The sequence below is a fragment of the Nocardia anaemiae NBRC 100462 genome, from assembly GCF_001612725.1.
GTDB lineage: Bacteria > Actinomycetota > Actinomycetes > Mycobacteriales > Mycobacteriaceae > Nocardia > Nocardia anaemiae.
This window is the reverse complement of sequence record NZ_BDAZ01000069.1, coordinates 40,165-55,825: the sequence shown is the minus strand read 5'-3', so window position 1 is coordinate 55,825 and position 15,661 is coordinate 40,165. Positions and strand designations below refer to the sequence as shown.

15 protein-coding genes are annotated in these 15,661 nt (G+C 65.4%); 9 read left to right on the top strand and 6 right to left on the bottom strand.

Translation table 11 applies throughout. The annotated features are described in order from the left end of the window. The first annotated feature begins 41 nt into the window (after positions 1-41). The 4 genes from NA5_RS32430 to NA5_RS32415 all read left to right on the top strand — a co-directional run bounded on the left by NA5_RS32430 (position 42) and on the right by NA5_RS32415 (position 3,485). Complete coding sequence (locus tag NA5_RS32430; RefSeq protein ID WP_062992830.1) at positions 42-986, top strand: GlxA family transcriptional regulator; 945 nt, start codon at positions 42-44, stop codon at positions 984-986. A gap of 50 nt (positions 987-1,036) precedes the next feature. Further along, positions 1,037-1,771, top strand: a complete 735-nt coding sequence (locus NA5_RS32425) for an HD domain-containing protein (protein WP_062992829.1) — start codon at positions 1,037-1,039, stop codon at positions 1,769-1,771. 362 nt (positions 1,772-2,133) lie between these two features. Beyond that, positions 2,134-2,511, top strand: coding sequence for a hypothetical protein (locus NA5_RS32420; protein ID WP_062992828.1), 378 nt, complete (start codon positions 2,134-2,136; stop codon positions 2,509-2,511). 530 nt (positions 2,512-3,041) lie between these two features. Beyond that, entirely contained in the window at positions 3,042-3,485 is a 444-nt protein-coding gene (locus tag NA5_RS32415; protein ID WP_062992827.1) for a DUF4254 domain-containing protein, read from the top strand. An 82-nt stretch (positions 3,486-3,567) separates the two neighbouring features. Here the strand turns inward: NA5_RS32415 and NA5_RS41490 are convergent, their stop codons facing one another. Both NA5_RS41490 and NA5_RS32410 read right to left on the bottom strand, forming a co-directional pair. Further along, entirely contained in the window at positions 3,568-3,711 is a 144-nt protein-coding gene (locus NA5_RS41490; RefSeq protein WP_169811397.1) for a hypothetical protein, read from the bottom strand. Continuing rightward, positions 3,708-7,007, bottom strand: a complete 3,300-nt coding sequence (locus tag NA5_RS32410; RefSeq protein WP_062992826.1) for a HEAT repeat domain-containing protein — start codon at positions 7,005-7,007, stop codon at positions 3,708-3,710. The genes NA5_RS41490 and NA5_RS32410 overlap by 4 nt, the downstream gene beginning before the upstream one ends. Before the next feature lie 126 nt (positions 7,008-7,133). On the opposite strand from NA5_RS32410, the gene NA5_RS41920 reads away from it, so the two are divergent. Beyond that, the gene (locus NA5_RS41920) at positions 7,134-7,571 is read left to right on the top strand and encodes a hypothetical protein (protein WP_218020206.1); all 438 of its coding nucleotides are present in this window, start codon (positions 7,134-7,136) and stop codon (positions 7,569-7,571) included. Positions 7,572-7,604: 33 nt separating this feature from the next. Here NA5_RS41920 and NA5_RS32400 read toward each other — a convergent pair whose 3' ends face one another. After that, positions 7,605-8,489: an EamA family transporter gene (locus tag NA5_RS32400; protein ID WP_157110756.1), complete on the bottom strand. Its 885-nt coding sequence runs from the start codon at positions 8,487-8,489 to the stop codon at positions 7,605-7,607. Positions 8,490-8,709: 220 nt separating this feature from the next. On the opposite strand from NA5_RS32400, the gene NA5_RS32395 reads away from it, so the two are divergent. Both NA5_RS32395 and NA5_RS32390 read left to right on the top strand, forming a co-directional pair. Next, a complete protein-coding gene (locus tag NA5_RS32395; protein WP_062992824.1) occupies positions 8,710-9,948 on the top strand; it encodes a cytochrome P450 family protein in 1,239 nt (412 codons plus the stop codon). Positions 9,949-9,966: 18 nt separating this feature from the next. Then, on the top strand, positions 9,967-10,944 hold the full coding sequence (locus NA5_RS32390) for a helix-turn-helix transcriptional regulator (RefSeq protein WP_062992823.1): 978 nt from the start codon (positions 9,967-9,969) through the stop codon (positions 10,942-10,944). Here NA5_RS32390 and NA5_RS32385 read toward each other — a convergent pair. Continuing rightward, positions 10,910-12,115, bottom strand: a complete 1,206-nt coding sequence (locus NA5_RS32385) for a cytochrome P450 family protein (RefSeq protein WP_169811396.1) — start codon at positions 12,113-12,115, stop codon at positions 10,910-10,912. The genes NA5_RS32390 and NA5_RS32385 overlap by 35 nt on opposite strands. Positions 12,116-12,297: 182 nt before the next feature. Between NA5_RS32385 and NA5_RS32380 the strand changes: the two genes are divergently transcribed. Next, positions 12,298-12,942, top strand: coding sequence for a class I SAM-dependent methyltransferase (locus NA5_RS32380; protein WP_084484595.1), 645 nt, complete (start codon positions 12,298-12,300; stop codon positions 12,940-12,942). On the opposite strand, the gene NA5_RS32375 is transcribed toward NA5_RS32380, so the two are convergent. Continuing rightward, positions 12,939-13,535, bottom strand: a complete 597-nt coding sequence (locus tag NA5_RS32375) for a DUF4126 domain-containing protein (protein WP_062992821.1) — start codon at positions 13,533-13,535, stop codon at positions 12,939-12,941. The genes NA5_RS32380 and NA5_RS32375 overlap by 4 nt on opposite strands. Positions 13,536-13,636: 101 nt before the next feature. Beyond that, positions 13,637-14,647: an LLM class flavin-dependent oxidoreductase gene (locus NA5_RS32370; RefSeq protein WP_062992820.1), complete on the bottom strand. Its 1,011-nt coding sequence runs from the start codon at positions 14,645-14,647 to the stop codon at positions 13,637-13,639. Positions 14,648-14,790: 143 nt separating this feature from the next. Here NA5_RS32370 and map point away from each other — a divergent pair, with 143 nt between their 5' ends. Continuing rightward, on the top strand, positions 14,791-15,654 hold the full coding sequence (gene map, locus NA5_RS32365; RefSeq protein WP_062992819.1) for a type I methionyl aminopeptidase: 864 nt from the start codon (positions 14,791-14,793) through the stop codon (positions 15,652-15,654). Positions 15,655-15,661: the final 7 nt, after the last annotated feature.

Sequence of the window (15,661 nt, the reverse complement as noted above, 5' to 3'; positions counted from 1 at the left end):
TCGTCCTTGTAGCCGCGCCCGCACCACTCGAGACTGGGGGCATGGGATCGGCGGAGCGCGGCGACATCGTGGTGGTGGTTTCGGATGGTGTGCTGCTGCTCGATGTGGCCGGGCCGGTGCAGGTACTGCACTGGGCGGGACATCGGATCAGATTCGCCTCGCCGGACGGATGCGCGGTGTCGACCGATGTCGGTGCGCCGCTCGGAGTGGAAGGCGCGATCACGGATTTCACCGGGCGGGTCGATACCTTGGTCGTGCCGGGATACCCGGTGGGAGAACCGATTCGGCCCGCACTGAGCGCAGCGGTGGGCGCGGTCGCCGCCGACGCGCGCAGGATCGCGTCGGTGTGTACGGGCGCATTCGTCTTGGCCGAGGCCGCGCTGCTCGACGGGCGGCGGGCCACCACGCACTGGCTGGCCTGCGGTGAGCTCGCGGCACGCTACTCCGGAATAGATGTGGACCCCGACGCCATCTACGTGCGCGACGGCCCGATCGTCACCTCGGCGGGTGTGACCGCGGGCATCGATATGGCACTCGCGCTCGTGGAGGAGGACCACGGCGCCGAACTGGCGCGCGCCCTTGCCAAACATCTGGTGGTATTCCTGCGCAGACCCGGTGGGCAGTCACAGTTCAGCGTCCGCAACAGCATCGGCACGCCGCGCGCGCCCGGACTGCGTCGGGTTGTCGATTCCGTGGTCGCGGATCCGGCGGGCGACCACAGTCTGGCCGCCATGGCCGAACGTGCCGCGCTGAGTGAACGTCATCTGACGCGCTTGTTCGCCAAGGAAATCGGGATATCGCCGGGCCGCTACGTCGAGCGGGTGCGGGTCGAGGCCGCCCAAGCATTGCTCGAATCCGCGACCGAGGGGGTGGCCACTATTGCGCGGCACTGCGGCTTCGGTTCCGAGGAGACGATGCGGCGCATCTTCTTGAAATTACTCGGCATTTCGCCCACCGATTATCGCCATCGCTTTCACGCGCCATAGCGAATTTTTCGCCGAATTCAGCACCGCACGAATAGATCAGGAGTTGACCCATGCCCATTTCACGACGCACTGTCCTCGGCGCCGGATTGGCCAGTACCACGCTGCTGTGGTCGGGCAGACCGGCTGCGGCACAACCGGATTCATTGACCTTGCCATCGACTCCACTGGCTCGCGCCGCGCAGGAATTGGTGACCCGCGAACTGGCGACACCGCTGCGCAATCACAGTGTGCGCGGATTTCTTTTCGGGCGTGCCCTCGCCGAGCAGGCCGGTATGCGTCCCGGCGCGGACTACGACGAAGAACTGATGTTCCTGATTTGTGTGCTGCACGATATCGGGCTCGCCGAAATAGCCGACGGCGACCAGCGATTCGAAATGGACGGGGCGGATTTCGCCGCGAAGTTCCTCGAGGACCACGGCCTAACCGACGGACGGGTGGATATCGTGTGGGACGGAATTGCCGCGCATACCACCGGGCTCAGCGAGTCGCCGGTATACCGGCGTCGCCGTCCGGCCGAGATCTGGATCGCGGTGTCGGGCATCGGCATTGATATCGCGGCGGGTCCCGGCGATCTGCCGCCGGGGTACGCGGATCGGGTGCACCGCGCATACCCGCGACTGGGCGGTACGCGCGCGCTCACCGCGGCCATCGAGGCCCAGACCGTCGCCAATCCGAACAAGGCGCCGCTGGGCACACTGCCCGGTGAGATTCTGCGCCTGCGTCACCCGGAGCTGGCGCCGCCGACGTGGGAGACGATCCTCGAGTCCAGCGGGTGGGGTGACTAGGTGATGTCCTGTCACGCAGTTGTCGTCCGATCGACGTCAATGTCACTGTGCGACTGGATCGTTCGAAGAGTTGCCGCCGATGCGCCGTTCCAGTTTCCCGATCACCTGACTGACCAGAAAGATCTCGATGTCGCGCAGATCCCGATCGCGCAGGTCCATGCCGTTTTCCTATCAATCACGGCGGCTTATCGCAGTATACGCAGTTCACCGTTGATGAATTCGCACCGCGAACCGAGGCTGAAACCTCGACAACATTTGAGAAGACGGCAGTTCGTCGCCGCCCTCCTGATCGAAAAGAGCAGCCAATGCCAACGCTTCCGTGGAAGACGGTCGGTAGCCCCACCACCCCCGAGGTCCAATGCATGGCTTCACGCCTCGAGGTCAAGTCGTTGGTAAACGCCCCCGGCTTCCTCATCGCGTCACTGACCTTGTGGTGGCAGGCCCGCCGTTCTCCAGGAGCGCTGGGTGTGGCCCTGAAAGCAGAAATGCTGAAAGGCACCTTCTGGACCTATTCGGCTTGGGACGACAAGGCGGCAATCTACGCCTATGCGAGCTCCGAGCCCCATAAATCGACTGTCGCGCGCAAGCGAAAGGTCATGCGGGAAGCGACCTTTGTATTCTTCAATGCACCGCCGGACGAGTTGCCCCTGTCGTGGGACGAGATCAGCCGCCGAATCACCGAGAAACGTGACTCGGCAGCATCGGATCGCGAGACTGGGCCGACCGCCTCACCGGCGTGAACCCCGAGGTGCGATTCCCGCCGTCGGTCGTAATGCACACCGTCGCGTTGATCACCTGCCGGTGATCGACGCCATCGCCGACCCCGGCCCGACACCGGCAGCATCGGCTCGATCCGAACCCACGCCCGATCCGTCAACTCACCCCGACCAACCACCACATACAGCTATCGCACATCGGCACAACGAATTACAGGACAGGACATAGTTACCTCGCGACTCTCGGTCCGTAGGCGGCGATCGCATACTGCCCACGCGCCGGGCGATGATGTGGCAAACTCTTGGCCACCGGTCCAGCTCCCGGTGAGTATCGAGCGTGAAAGTCGTTGTCGCCAGCTGTCTGTGGGGTTGCCGCTCGGTGATCGAGTCGTAACCGCAGCAATGAGAACGCACTCTTGCGTTCTTGCATTTGTAAGAGCATGATCCAGCTACGCTAGTTGTGAAGAACCGATCCGATGACCGGGATTACCGAATCGAGAGCCAATCATGTTGGTACAAAGCGCGTTGGTGTCGGGTGAATTCGGGGTACGGCGATGAGCGCGCCCACGGTAGGGGTGCTGCCGACCGCTCCGCAGATATTGTGTGCATTCCAGGGACGACGTTTTCAAGATCGTGAATTACTGCGTTCGGCACACGCTCTCGCCGAACTGCACGCACGCCGTGCCGAGGTTCAGGACATGAACCTCGTGGCCGAAATCGATTGTCGTCGTAGCGAGCTCGTCGACGATATCAACGAGTGGATTGCGCAGGAGATCCCGCAGCATCGCAATGGCGCCTCACTACATACCGAGAGCCTCGGCGCGGTAGTGGATCGGATGGCGCGCAGCTGGGTGGATGCCAACACGGCCATCGATGTCGACGGCGCGCGCAGCGACAATACCCATAAACACTGGTACCACTTGGCCGAACTCGTCGACGGCTACACTGATCTGGTAACCGACGTGGCCGGTGGCCGCCGCCGTTTGCCTGAACAGTGAAGTCCTGACGGCGACCATCGTCGGCAATAGTGACACTGCCCCGACAGCGTTACTGCTCAATCGGCGACGTCCCAGGTCTACGTTATCCGACCAGGATGTAAACGTCGCCGCACAGTGACGGCGGGCGCAACGGGGCGCCCCGCCCGGCGTGCCGCGTGGTCGACTGGCGCGGCACGCCCGCCACGAATTCGCCGCAGCTTGCGAATTCGCCAGTGCCCGAACTCATTCGGCAACCATCCAGACCGTTGTCGCCGCGACGCGAATATCGATCGTGTCGTGTGCGCGCAGCGCGGCGAGCAGATCGACCCACGGTGCCGACCAACCGAAGTGCTCCCCGCACTGCTGGATCAGCGTCACCGCGGCAAGCAGGCTGGCCAACTCGTCGCTACGCGATAGGGCACCCGCGATGGTGAGCATCGTCTCCGGCCGCGCGGTACGCAGCGCGCTCGGCAAGGTCGTCTTCAGTTGCCGCGCGGGATGGTCGACCAGCGCGCCATCCGCGACCGCACCGGCCCGCTGAATCAACCGAGCGGTCGGTTCGCTTTCTGCCCAGCGGATTTGGGCCAGATACAGCTTGATGGCCGCTTCGCGCCAACAGGGCTCGATCGATAATCGATCGCCGAGCACGCCCGCAGCGGACCGGGCGGCATCAGAGCGCTTGGCCGCGGCGGCGAGCGCGGTGGTCAGCCCCACCAGACGCTGTACGGCGGGCAGGTCACGTCCGGGGATGACGTGATCAGCCGCAGCGAGTAGCCGATCGGCGGCGGCTGTCAGCGCCGAATCATCCGCGGTGGTCGCGATACTGTCGACGAGGGCCCGCGCGGCGGGCAACCACAGGCCGAGTTCATCGAGGTCGCAGACCCGGTGCGCCAACATCATCGCGGTATCGGGCCGACTCCAGCGGCTCCAGCGGTTGAGTACCGGGATTGCCCGGGCGGCGAGTCGGCTGTCGGTGCTCGCCGCTATCTGCCGGATCAGCTCGGCCATGCGGTGTCGCTGGGCGATCGGCAATAGTTCCGGTCGCAGGTTCAGGATTTCATCCGCGGCCGTGGGATCGACGGCCGCATCGGCGAATATCCGCCAGGCCGCCTCGGTGTCCAACAGCCAGCGGCAGGCGAATACCACCGCTCGGCGGACATCACGATGCAGATCCGGCCGCGCCCACAGCGTCTGGAGCGCATCCATCGCATCCGGGGCGTGCAGTTCGGCGAGCAGCCGGACGGCTTCCTTGCGTGCGGTGATCTTCGGGGAGTCGAGCAGTGCTGCGACAGCGTTCGCGACCTTGTCGGGGCCAAGGCTTTTGGTGCAGGTCGCGATGCTGCTGACCGCGACGCGCGCTCGATCGGTGTCGATATGGCGGGCGAGTAGGTCGATCGCGGCTTCGGGCTGGTCGCTGCGTCCCAATGCGGTGAGTGCCGCCTCGGCGATCGGTATATCGGTGTGCTCGCTGTATTCCGCGAGGCGGGCCGCGCTGCCCGGCAGTCGGCCCAGAATCCTTACCGCCCGGACCTTCTCGTATTGCGATGACTTCTTCGACTCGGCATGGCTGGTCAGCAGCCGGGCATACGATTCGATCTGCCGCGGGGTCCAGCGGTCGAATCCGGAGTAGAAGTCCGGCACCAGGCGCACCTTCGGCGATGCGAAGCGTCCGGGTGTCGCGGAGCCGAGGAGCGAATCGAGCAGATCGGTGCGTCGGGTGGCGATCAGCCGCTGCACGATATCCAGCGTGACCAGCGACCGGTCCCGGTTCAGCAGGGTGGTGAGGGTCTGGTCGCGAGTGGTCGGATTGCTCAGCGCCAATCGCACCGCCCGCCGGACCACCTGGTCGTCGCGTGCCCCGCATGCGCGTATCAGGAGTTGTTGTAGAGCAGGGATTTTCCAGGCTCGTTTGTTCAGACCATCGGCCAGATCGAGGGTCAGGCGCCATTCGTCGCGGGCGGCGTCGTTGTCGATTCGTCGGCGTAGCGCCGCAAAGATCCGCTGTTCGGTGCCGTGCGGCAGCGATCGGTCCAGGTCGTTCAGATCGGGAGAAATCGCGTGGGTCGCGAGGCTTTCGATCAGGCGCAGCGCGGAGTCGGTGAAGGAGGGGTCATCGATTTCGACGCCGCGGCGCAGCAGCGTTCGCGCCAATCCGGAGATGGTTGTTCTGGTCGGGTATGAGCAGTCGCGCGCTTGCAGTGCGTCGGTGCCGAGTTGTTCGAGGGCGGTGAGGTGCTCGGCGCGCAGCAGCGATGGCGGAAGTCGGTCGATCGCCTGGAGCGCGGTGTAGCGCACCGGGTCCTGTTCATTGCGCAGGCGGCGCAGGGATTCCAGCATGGTGGTGACGGTCGCGGGATCGCGAGTGCCCGCGGCCGCCGTGATGAACAGCGGGTATGCCTGGCCGCGCTCATCGGCGGTCGGGCGTCGAATCGCCTCGGCCAGCACCGGTTCGGCCTCGTCCCAGGGCAGACGAGCGGTCAACCGTTCCCGAACCGCGCGCACATCGGCCCCGCCGGGCCGGTCCAGGAGTTCGCGCGCGAGGGCCGTACGCTCCTGACGCGGTAGGGCATCGAGAGCGGTCATCGGGACTTGGTCGGGATCGACGCCGGGTCGGGCGAAGACCTGCCGCACCACAATGGCGCGGCGGTCCAGCGGAAGTGCGCGCAGAAACCGGTCGCGCTGATATCCGGAGTAGACCGTGCCCAGTGCCACCATCCGATCGTCGGGGAGTCCGCTCAGCGCTCGCCACAGGGCGGTTCCGCTGAGGCCGGTGCCATTCCCGGTTGGGTCCAGAATCAGCTCGACGACCCGGGCACCGTCGTGCCGGGCGAGTTGTCCGGCCGCCGAACTCAATTCATAGATCGAGGTGTACCGGACCGCGCGGGCAGCGAGGGCGAGCAGCCGATCCGGGTGGCGTCGGGCGGCCGGAACGGCCCCGGCCGCAATCCAGCGCCACAGATTCGGCCAGTCCGATTCGCCCGCTTTCGCCGCGAGCCCTTCGACATGGTCGAGGACCGCGTCGATATGCCTGCGACCCAACGCGGCCCAGTTCTCGATCGCGTAATCGAGTTCCGGCAAATACTTCGCGACCACCGCAGGTGAGCAATTCGGCAATATCCGTGCGGCCTCGGCATCGCCGAACCAGCGCCGCACTTCCGGTAGCAGGGGGTCGGCCAGCCGGGAGCGCCGACCGTAGCCGAGGGCCCGATACATGGTGCGTCGTATCCGCTGCGACATCCGGGGCAGTCGCTCGATCAACGCCTCGGGTTCGATGCCTGTCCGAACCAGCCCGACGACCGCTCGCGTGCCGAATTCCGGCCCGCCCGAATCGAGTTCGGCCAGCATATGCCCATGGTCGGCGACGACCGCGGCCATCCGAATCGCGATGACCCGCTCGTAGTATCCCCGCCCCGCCAGATCGGCCAGCAGCTGTCCGAGCTCGGGCGTCCCCGCCAAACGCAACGCGCCCGCCGCGATCGCATGCTGTCGCTCGGGTGCCGTCAACGGCTCGATATCCCGCAACAGCTTCGCCGCCTGTGCCATCCCTCGATAACCCCCTGTATCGCGCCGCCGGTCTGCGGTCCGGATCGAGGATATGCCCCGTATGGGCTAGTGTGACCGGCGGACGATAGAAGGCCATTCTCGGGGAATTGTGAGTGAGGATCACCGATGTCGTACAGTCCGCCGCCTGAGCCGACCAACCCGACCTGGCACCCCGGCGCGGCGACTCCTGGTCGGAACACCGGGTACTCCGCTCCGATGCCGCCGCAGGGTCCGAATCCTCCTCAGCAGCAACAATTCTGGGTGCATACCAGCGACCCCCGTTGGCAACTCGGCCCACAGGCGGACGATCGGCGGCAGGGACCATGGTTCGCTATAGGATCGGTGATCCTCGGCCTTATCGGTTGCGTACTCCCGTTCTTGCCGATGATCGACCTAACCGGCGTACGACCGTTGATCGGCCTCCCATTCGCAATTCCCGGACTCGTCGTCGGGATTGTCGGCTGCACCGGACCTCGCCGCGCCAAGGGGCTGGCGGTCATAGGAATCATCCTGTCCGTCCTCGCGCTCACCGCCGAGTGCATCATGCTGCCACAGCTATTTTGAGCAGCCTGCTGTACTGAGAGCTGTTGTCACGCATCAGGAAGTGGCGATGATCGTGCTTGCCATCAATGCGGCCGCCAGCCCGATGACCTGGCTCCGGCGCAGTCGCTCCTTCAGTGCGGACACGCCCAGAATTACCGGAACTACGGGATAGAGCGAAGACAGCACCACTGCCACCGCCAGGTATTGCGTCCGGGTCGCGAAGAGGTAGGACACCAGAGCTACGGCGGCGAGGATGCCGGAACATGCGGCCAGGAGATCGTTGCGATGTCGTTGGGCCGGTACGGTATCCGCGTATTCGGACGCGAGTTGCCATGCGAGCAGGGCGACGAGGACAACGGCCGCGGCCCGGCCCGCCGTCACCGGCCAGATCCCGGCCGCGGGTGCGGCTTGTGCCAGCGCCAGATACTGCACGGCGATCCCGAGACCGGCGATGAGTCCGTCACCTATGGCGGCACCGGCAATCGGACCGGTGCCGGTGGTGCCGCCTGCGACCAGCCAGAGCGCAGGCAGCGCGAGTACGATCCCGGCCCAGGCCAATGGTGTCGGATGTTCACCGAGCAGGACGGTTCCGATCAGAACCGGCAGCGCGACACCGCCGACGGCGCTGACTGGTACCACGACAGACATTGCCCCGCGGCTGATTCCCCGGAACAGGAATGTCATCGCGATACCGGTCCCCACGCCGGATAGTGCTCCCCAGCCGAGATCCATCGGCTGCGGCACCGTATGGGAGACGAACGGGCCGACGAGCGCGGTGCCGACGAACCCGCCGAGCTGGCCGAGCAGGGCAACACGTCCGAATCCGACGCGCCGTGATGCGATTCCACCGAGGAAATCCGACAGCCCGTAGCTCAACGCGGAAACCAACGCCAATAGCGTGCCCACGATCAGATGGATCTGTCGTTGTGCATGACTCATGCGTAACCCGGCGGCCGGACCCATGTCAACGCGGCGCGGCAGTTACCCGAACTACATGCGAACCGGCCCGGTCGACAAGCGCGTCACGCATGGGGCTCCGCCTCGATTATGTTCCGAGGCAGAGAAACTTATGTTTTCACGCCAGCGGTGCATGCCTGTGTGCGATTGTCGGGCAATATTTTTGCTGCATCGCGCAGCGTTCGACCGACAGGCAGGCAGAATGGCAGCGGAATTTCCCTTCTTGCGGCTGACTTCCAACCAGCTGACCTATTCGGAGCGTGACGAGGGGTACCGACTGCTGCATGCTCGGCCCGAACCGAGCCGCCGACATGACTCCGGGCTGTGCTTGGTGTGGCGCTACGACGATGTGCGAGAACTGCTGGAAGCCGCGGCACCTGAAATCTCGAATGCGCAATCACTACGACCATTGGTCGGTTTCGGACGTATCGCCGCGAATCCGCGTGCGGTGGGCCATCTTTGTCGTCATTTGCTCCCGCCGCCCGCGAAGGCGACGGCGGACCTGACCGACGACGTCCTGCACCGTCGGGTGTGGGCCTGCATGGCGGGGCCGACCGGATACTTCACGGTGCACGCGGACACGCGATCCGAGCGGGTCGAGGCGCTCGCCGAACATTTCCGGCAGTCGCTGCCGGTGCCGGGAGAAGTAACCGAACCGCTCGACGTGACCGCGGTTTCGATTACCTACGCCGCCCGCGTTATAGGCGAGATTGTCGGTCTACCGCAACGAGATTGGCCTGCCGTGGCGGAATGGAGCGGTGCTCAGTCCGGTCTGCTCGGTCGGTGGATGCGTGGACGCGAGCTGGCCGACGCGGTCGGCGCACTCGGCCGATTGTTCACCGTCAGCGGCTTGGCGGTGGCGCACAGCCGCCAGCACGGCACGGGCTTTCCCGGACATCTGCGTGCGGCCGGTATCCCGCCGAGGGTGGCGGTCTCCGCGGTCGCGAACTCGCTGGCGGCCGGTGTGCACACTGTCAGCGGCAGTATCCAGCAGGGTATGCAGCGGCTGCTTGGCGACCCGGATCGGCAGTGGTGGCAGCTGCTCGGCGAACCGGCAGGCCCCACCCGCGTCGCTGCCAAGGTGCTGCAGCTCGATCCGGGGCTGGTGGGCTGGAAGCGGAACATTTTGCGCCCCATCGTTTTACGCAGCGGTACCAGGCTTCCGAAAGGGCCGGTGCTAGTGATGTTCGGTGCCGCGAATCGCGATCCAAGGGCGTTCGCGGATCCACTGGCGATGGACAGCGCCGGAAAGATGCCCTTGACCTTTGGGTTCGGTCGGCATACCTGCCCCGGAAAGCAACTGGCACAGCTGGCGGTGGAAGTCTTTCTGCGCGAACTGCACAGTCGCGCACCGCATGCGCGGCTGGTCGACCCCGCGCGGTCACCCCGATCCCGTCCGGCCGACCTTTTGTTCAGCGGAGCGGATATCGTTATCCGGTGAGGTGATCGGGGTGTCGACATGAGATACGACGAACTGCACGTGACCGGTGTCGATGAATGGACCGCTGTGGCCAACAGCATCGTTCCGATGGACCATCGATATCGAGATCGGAATCAATGGCAGGTCACGCTGATCACGCAGCACACGACGAGCTACAATCTGCTGCGCTGGGATCAGCCCGGTGATCGACTGGCGTTTCGCACGCCGTCACACATTCGCCGGATGCCCGCGGAGAACTTCTACTGGCTGGTGGTCCCGGAGCGCGGGTCGTTCACGGTCGCCGATGATCGCGAAATCACCTGTGTGGCACCGGGACAGGCACTGCTGACCGGATTGGATCAAGCACTGCGGTTGGCGGTGCCCAGCTCGGTGGCATTCGGCTTGCAGATCCCACGCACCGAGATCGACCACGCGATAGCACCGCTCGGCGCGCGCCGACCGGTATTCGACCTCGATTCCGGGCTCGGACGCATCGCCCGGAACATGATCCGCGACACCCATGCCGAGCGATCCCGGCTCACCGAACGTCAATTCAACGCGGTCTGCGACCGGACCACCGAACTGCTGTGCATGATGGCCGTGGGCGACAGCACCCCGCAGCGGACCCAGCTGGCCGAGACGGCCGAGGCGGTGCGCCGGTATGTGCGCGACAATATCGGGGTCGCCGACCTCCGGCTCGCGGCGGTAGCGCGGGCATTGAGCTGGTCGCCACGGCAATTGCGCACCGCGCTGGAGCAGGCTGGAACCACCTATCGTGAAGTGCGCCAGGATGAATCACTGCGTGCGGCGCGCGGCATGCTCGAAAACCCCAGCACCACACTGACCATCGGCGAAATCGCCGCGCGCAGCGGATTCACCGTCACCTGGTTCTCCGCCGCGTTCAAGGCGCGATTCGGCGAAACTCCGAGGGAATTCCGCAAACGTCGGCTGGCCGAGACCATCGACCAGCCGACGGCGGCGGTCATTCGGACGGATACAACCGCACCGGCAGAGTGAGCGGGCCCGCGGTCAGGATCTGCGGGCTGATCGGCAGCGACGCCGAGTCACGCGTGAGATGCAGCAGTGGGAAGCGGTTGAACAGCGTGGACAGCGCGATGCGTGCTTCCAGCCGGGCCAGCGGAGCACCGAGGCAGATATGCGGCCCGCGCCCGAAGGCCAGCTGACCGCGGTGATCGTGATCGATATCGAAGACATCGGCGTTCGGGTATCGCTGCGGGTCCCGCCCGACACCGCCGTACCAGATGACGATCGCGCCCTTCGGCAGGTCGACGCCCGCGATGGTGACATCGCGCTGGGCATAGCGCAGATTGGCGCTGTACACCGGGGACCGGTAGCGCAGCGCCTCCTCGACCACATCCGCCCAACGGTCCTGCGTGAGGGCCTTGTCCAGTTGTCTGGGGTTCTCCGTCAGCGCGATGATCGCGTTGGCCAGCAGATGCACCGTCGTCTCGTGCCCGGCCACGATCACCAGCCACAACATGTTGACCAGCTCGTCGGTGGTCAGATTGTCGGTATTGGCCTCGATCAACGCGGAAGTGAGGTCGTCGCCCGGCTCGCGCCGTTTGCCCTCGATGAGCTGGGTGAAGAATGCGATCATCTCGCCCATCGCGGTCTGCATCTGCTCGATGGTGCTGGTGTGCGACACGATCGTGGTCGACCAGTCCCGGATTCGGGACCGATCCGCCTTCTCCACACCGAACAACTCACAGATCACCCGCACCGGAAACGGAGTTGTGAATCGTGGGATGAGATCGAATTCGCCTTTCTCATCGGCGAAGTCATCGATGATCTCCGAAGCGATCTGGCGGATCCGGGGTTCGAGCCCGGCCACCCGAGCGGGTGTGAACGCGGCGCTGATCGTTTTGCGTAACCGTCGATGGTCCTCGCCGTCCTTGTTCAACATATGGTCGATATCGGTGAGCGCGCGCATCGGCCAATCCGCCGGAATGGTGCCGTCGTGCAGGGCCGGACAGTTCTCGGCGTTCTTGCTGAAGAGGGTGCCGTCCCCGGCCAGCACTTCGCTCACCGCTTGATAGCTCACCGCACTCCAGGCCGCGACACCGCCGGTCAGCTCGATCGGAACCAGCGGTCCGCGTCGAGAGATTCGCTCATAGGTTTCGAGAACCGTTTCTCCAGCGGTGGGCAGCTGGATGACCGACTCGGTCATACTGTCTCCAATGGTGTGATCGACGGATGGCACCCGGGCCATCCGGGTTCGGGCCAGGTCAGTGTCGATCACCGGCCGACTCGCTCTGGCCACGATCCGGATCCTCTGCTCCGCAACGGAATTCCGTCGCGATCGGAACATAACTTCGGGGGCGGACGGAGTTTCGGCGCACCCATGGCAAGGTGTTCTCGATGACCGAGCTCAATTGGAGCCACAACGCCTACTACCAACGATTTCTCATGCGGCAGCTGCCCGACCGGTGTACTCGGGTGTTGGACGTCGGTTGTGGGGCAGGGGCTTTCGCGGGGGAACTCGCGCGGCGGGTCGAGCACGTCGATGCGATCGACCGTTCGCCGGTGATGATCGATGCCGCGAAGCACGCGACGCCGGACAATGTCCGCTGCATCCTCGCGGATGTGCTGACGGAGCCGCTGGGGGAGGGAGCCTACGACGCGATCGTGTCGATCAGCACGTTGCACCACATGCCGCTCGATGAGGTGCTGCCGGTGTTGGCACGGGCAGTGCGGCCGGGTGGTGTGATCGCCGCTGTGGCATTGCCGCGGCCCGATCTCCTGCGGGAATTGCCCGTCGAGTTGTTGGCGGCGATCGGGCATCGGGTGCTCGGGGTGGTGTTTCGGATTTTTCGGGCGCGTGGGCGAGGGAGTTGGTATGCGGTCGAGCCGACGCATGGTGTCATGCCGGTCGTGCTCGATCCGCCGCTGACGACGCGGCAGGTGCGGGCGAGGGTCGCGGCGATTCTGCCCGGTGCGCGGGTGCGGCGGCTGGTCTTCTGGCGCTATTCGCTGGTGTGGCGCAAACCGGCCTAGATGGTCGCGGCGCGCTTGGCCTCGCGACGTTGTCGGCGGCGAATGCGGTAGCGGCGGATCCGGCTCGCCAGCAGATACACCAGGATCACGCCGATTACCAGCAGTGTGCCCGCGCAGACGGCCGCGACGACCGGGTGGAAGATGGCGAGGGTGACGATGCCGCCGACGGTCAGATCCTCGACGAGGCTCATCACGACATTGCTCGCGGGCTCCGGCGAGGTGTTGATCGCCATCCGTGTCCCGGCCTTCACGAGATGGCTTGCCAGGGCGGCGGTTCCGCCGACCGCACCGGCCGCCAGTTGTGGCAGCGAACCGTCCTGGCCCGCGAGCAGTGCGGCGACGACCGCACCCGACGCCGGGCGCACGATGGTGTGCACCGCATCCCAGAAGCTGTCGAGATAGGGAACCTTGTCCGCGACGGCCTCGATGAGGAACAACACCCCGGCCGCGATCAGCACATCGGTGCGCTGCAGCGCCTCCGGCACGTCATCGGACAGACCGGTTATGCCGAATAGCCCGAGCAGCAGGACCACCGCATAGGCATTGACCCCGCTCGCCCAGCCCGCGGTGAAGATCAGGGGCAGTGCTGACATGGGGCCATCGTATGGTGCGCGGCGCGGCCTTCCGCAGCACTGGCCGGGCGGACGGCGAGATCTGTTGCGTGCGTGGCCAGTCCATCGCGAGTACGGGCTCGTCAACGCACCCTGGGTGCCACCTTCGCGCCGAGCAATTCGATATTGCGCAGCACCTTTTCGTGCGGCAGCGTGCCGACGCTGGTGTGCAGCATGAAACGGTCCAGGCCGAGGGTGTCGCGGATATCGGTGATCTTTTCGGCGACATAGTCCGGCGTGCCGACGAAGAGGGAACCGCTCTGGGAGCGCAGGGCGTCGAACTGCGCGTGGGTCATCGGACCCCAACCGCGTTCGCGCCCAAGGGTGCTCATCGCCCCGGCATACGGCTCGTAGAAGTCGGCGACGGCCTGTTCGTCGGTATCGGCGATATAGCCGTGCGCGTGCACCGCCACCGGCTGCTTGTCGTGGCCGCCCTCTTCCAGCGCGCGGTGGTACAGGTCCACCAGCGGTTTGAAGCGTGCGGGCTGGCCGCCGATGATCGCGATCGCCAGCGGTAAGCCGAGCAATCCGGCGCGGGCAACGGATTCCGGGCTGCCGCCCACCGCGATCCAGACCGGCAGCGGCCGGTTGTCCGTGCGCGGGTAGATCACCGCATCGCGCAGCGGGGCACGGAATTTGCCGTTCCAGGTCACCGGCTCGTCCGCGCGAATATGCAGCAGCAGCGCCAGCTTCTCCTCGAAAAGCTCGTCATAGTCGCTCAGGTCGTAGCCGAACAGCGGAAAGCTCTCGGTGAACGAACCGCGTCCGGCCATCAGCTCGGCGCGACCGTTCGAGAGTCCGTCCAATGTGGCAAAATCCTGGTACACACGTACCGGATCATCCGAACTCAGCACGCTTACCGCGCTGGTCAGCTGAATGCGCTCGGTCCGTGCCGCGATCGCGGCCAACACCACCGCGGGCGCGGATGCCGCGAAATCCTTGCGGTGATGTTCGCCGACGCCATAGACGTCGAGTCCGGCGCGCTCGGTGGCGACCGCCTCGTCGACCACCTCGCGCAGCCGTTCGGCCGCGGTGGGCGCCGGTCGGTCGCCGACCGGGTACAGCTCCGCGAAAGTCGTGAGTCCCAGTTCCACAGCTCAAGTCCTGTTCGTGTGTAGTTTCTACGTCAACCACCAGCTTAAACGGACCGTGGTCCGCAACTATTCCGTCGGTTGACCGCGCGTTCCCGACGCGGGCACGGACCGTGCACGCTGACCGGTGCGGATAGTCTTGTGCCATGTCAGTGCGTACCCGCCAGCCGCTTGTTCCCGGCACGCTCTCGCCCACCCGTGAGGTTCCGCGCTCGATCGAGCGTCCGGAGTATGCGTGGAAGAAGACCGTGAACGAGGGGCGCGAACCCTGGGTGCAGACGGCCGAGACCATCGAGAAGATGCGGATCGCTGGCAAGATCGCGGCGCAGGCGCTGGAGGAGGCGGGCAAGGCGGTCGCGCCCGGTGTCACCACCGATGAGCTGGACCGGATCGCGCACGAGTACATGTGCGACCACGGCGCCTACCCATCGACCTTGGGCTACAAGGGTTTTCCGAAGTCGTGCTGCACCTCGCTGAACGAGGTGATCTGCCACGGCATTCCGGACTCGACGGTCATCGAGGACGGCGACATCGTCAATATCGATGTGACCGCCTATATCGACGGCGTGCACGGCGATACCAATAAGACCTTCCTCGCCGGTGATGTCGACGAGGAGGTGCGACTGCTGGTCGAGCGCACGCATGAGGCGACCATGCGGGCGATCAAGGCCGTTCGGCCCGGCCGGGCGCTGAATGTGATCGGCCGCGTCATCGAGTCCTACGCCAACCGTTTCGGCTACGGCGTGGTGCGCGATTTCACCGGACACGGCGTCGGTCCCACCTTCCACAGCGGCCTGGTCATCCTGCACTACGACCAGCCCGCCATCGAAACGGTCATCGAGCCCGGCATGACCTTCACCATCGAGCCGATGATCAACCTCGGCGGCATCGACTACGAGATCTGGGACGATGGCTGGACCGTGGTCACCAAGGACCGCAAGTGGACGGCGCAGTTCGAACACACACTGGTGGTGACCGAAACCGGCGCCGAAATTCTCACCGTGCCGTGACGAGCGG

Excerpts from the sequence above, each read along its gene's own strand:
- NA5_RS32430 (WP_062992830.1), top strand. The coding sequence starts at position 42 with ATGGGATCGGCGGAGCGCGGCGACATCGTGGTGGTGGTTTCGGATGGT.
- NA5_RS41920 (WP_218020206.1), top strand. The coding sequence starts at position 7,134 with ATGTCGTACAGTCCGCCGCCTGAGCCGACCAACCCGACCTGGCACCCC.
- NA5_RS32395 (WP_062992824.1), top strand. The coding sequence starts at position 8,710 with ATGGCAGCGGAATTTCCCTTCTTGCGGCTGACTTCCAACCAGCTGACC.
- NA5_RS32375 (WP_062992821.1), bottom strand. The coding sequence starts at position 13,535 with ATGTCAGCACTGCCCCTGATCTTCACCGCGGGCTGGGCGAGCGGGGTC.
- NA5_RS32400 (WP_157110756.1), bottom strand. The coding sequence starts at position 8,489 with ATGAGTCATGCACAACGACAGATCCATCTGATCGTGGGCACGCTATTG.
- NA5_RS32410 (WP_062992826.1), bottom strand. The coding sequence starts at position 7,007 with ATGGCACAGGCGGCGAAGCTGTTGCGGGATATCGAGCCGTTGACGGCA.
- NA5_RS32415 (WP_062992827.1), top strand. The coding sequence starts at position 3,042 with ATGAGCGCGCCCACGGTAGGGGTGCTGCCGACCGCTCCGCAGATATTG.
- NA5_RS32420 (WP_062992828.1), top strand. The coding sequence starts at position 2,134 with ATGGCTTCACGCCTCGAGGTCAAGTCGTTGGTAAACGCCCCCGGCTTC.
- NA5_RS32385 (WP_169811396.1), bottom strand. The coding sequence starts at position 12,115 with ATGACCGAGTCGGTCATCCAGCTGCCCACCGCTGGAGAAACGGTTCTC.
- NA5_RS32390 (WP_062992823.1), top strand. The coding sequence starts at position 9,967 with ATGAGATACGACGAACTGCACGTGACCGGTGTCGATGAATGGACCGCT.
- map (WP_062992819.1), top strand. The coding sequence starts at position 14,791 with ATGTCAGTGCGTACCCGCCAGCCGCTTGTTCCCGGCACGCTCTCGCCC.
- NA5_RS41490 (WP_169811397.1), bottom strand. The coding sequence starts at position 3,711 with ATGAGTTCGGGCACTGGCGAATTCGCAAGCTGCGGCGAATTCGTGGCG.
- NA5_RS32425 (WP_062992829.1), top strand. The coding sequence starts at position 1,037 with ATGCCCATTTCACGACGCACTGTCCTCGGCGCCGGATTGGCCAGTACC.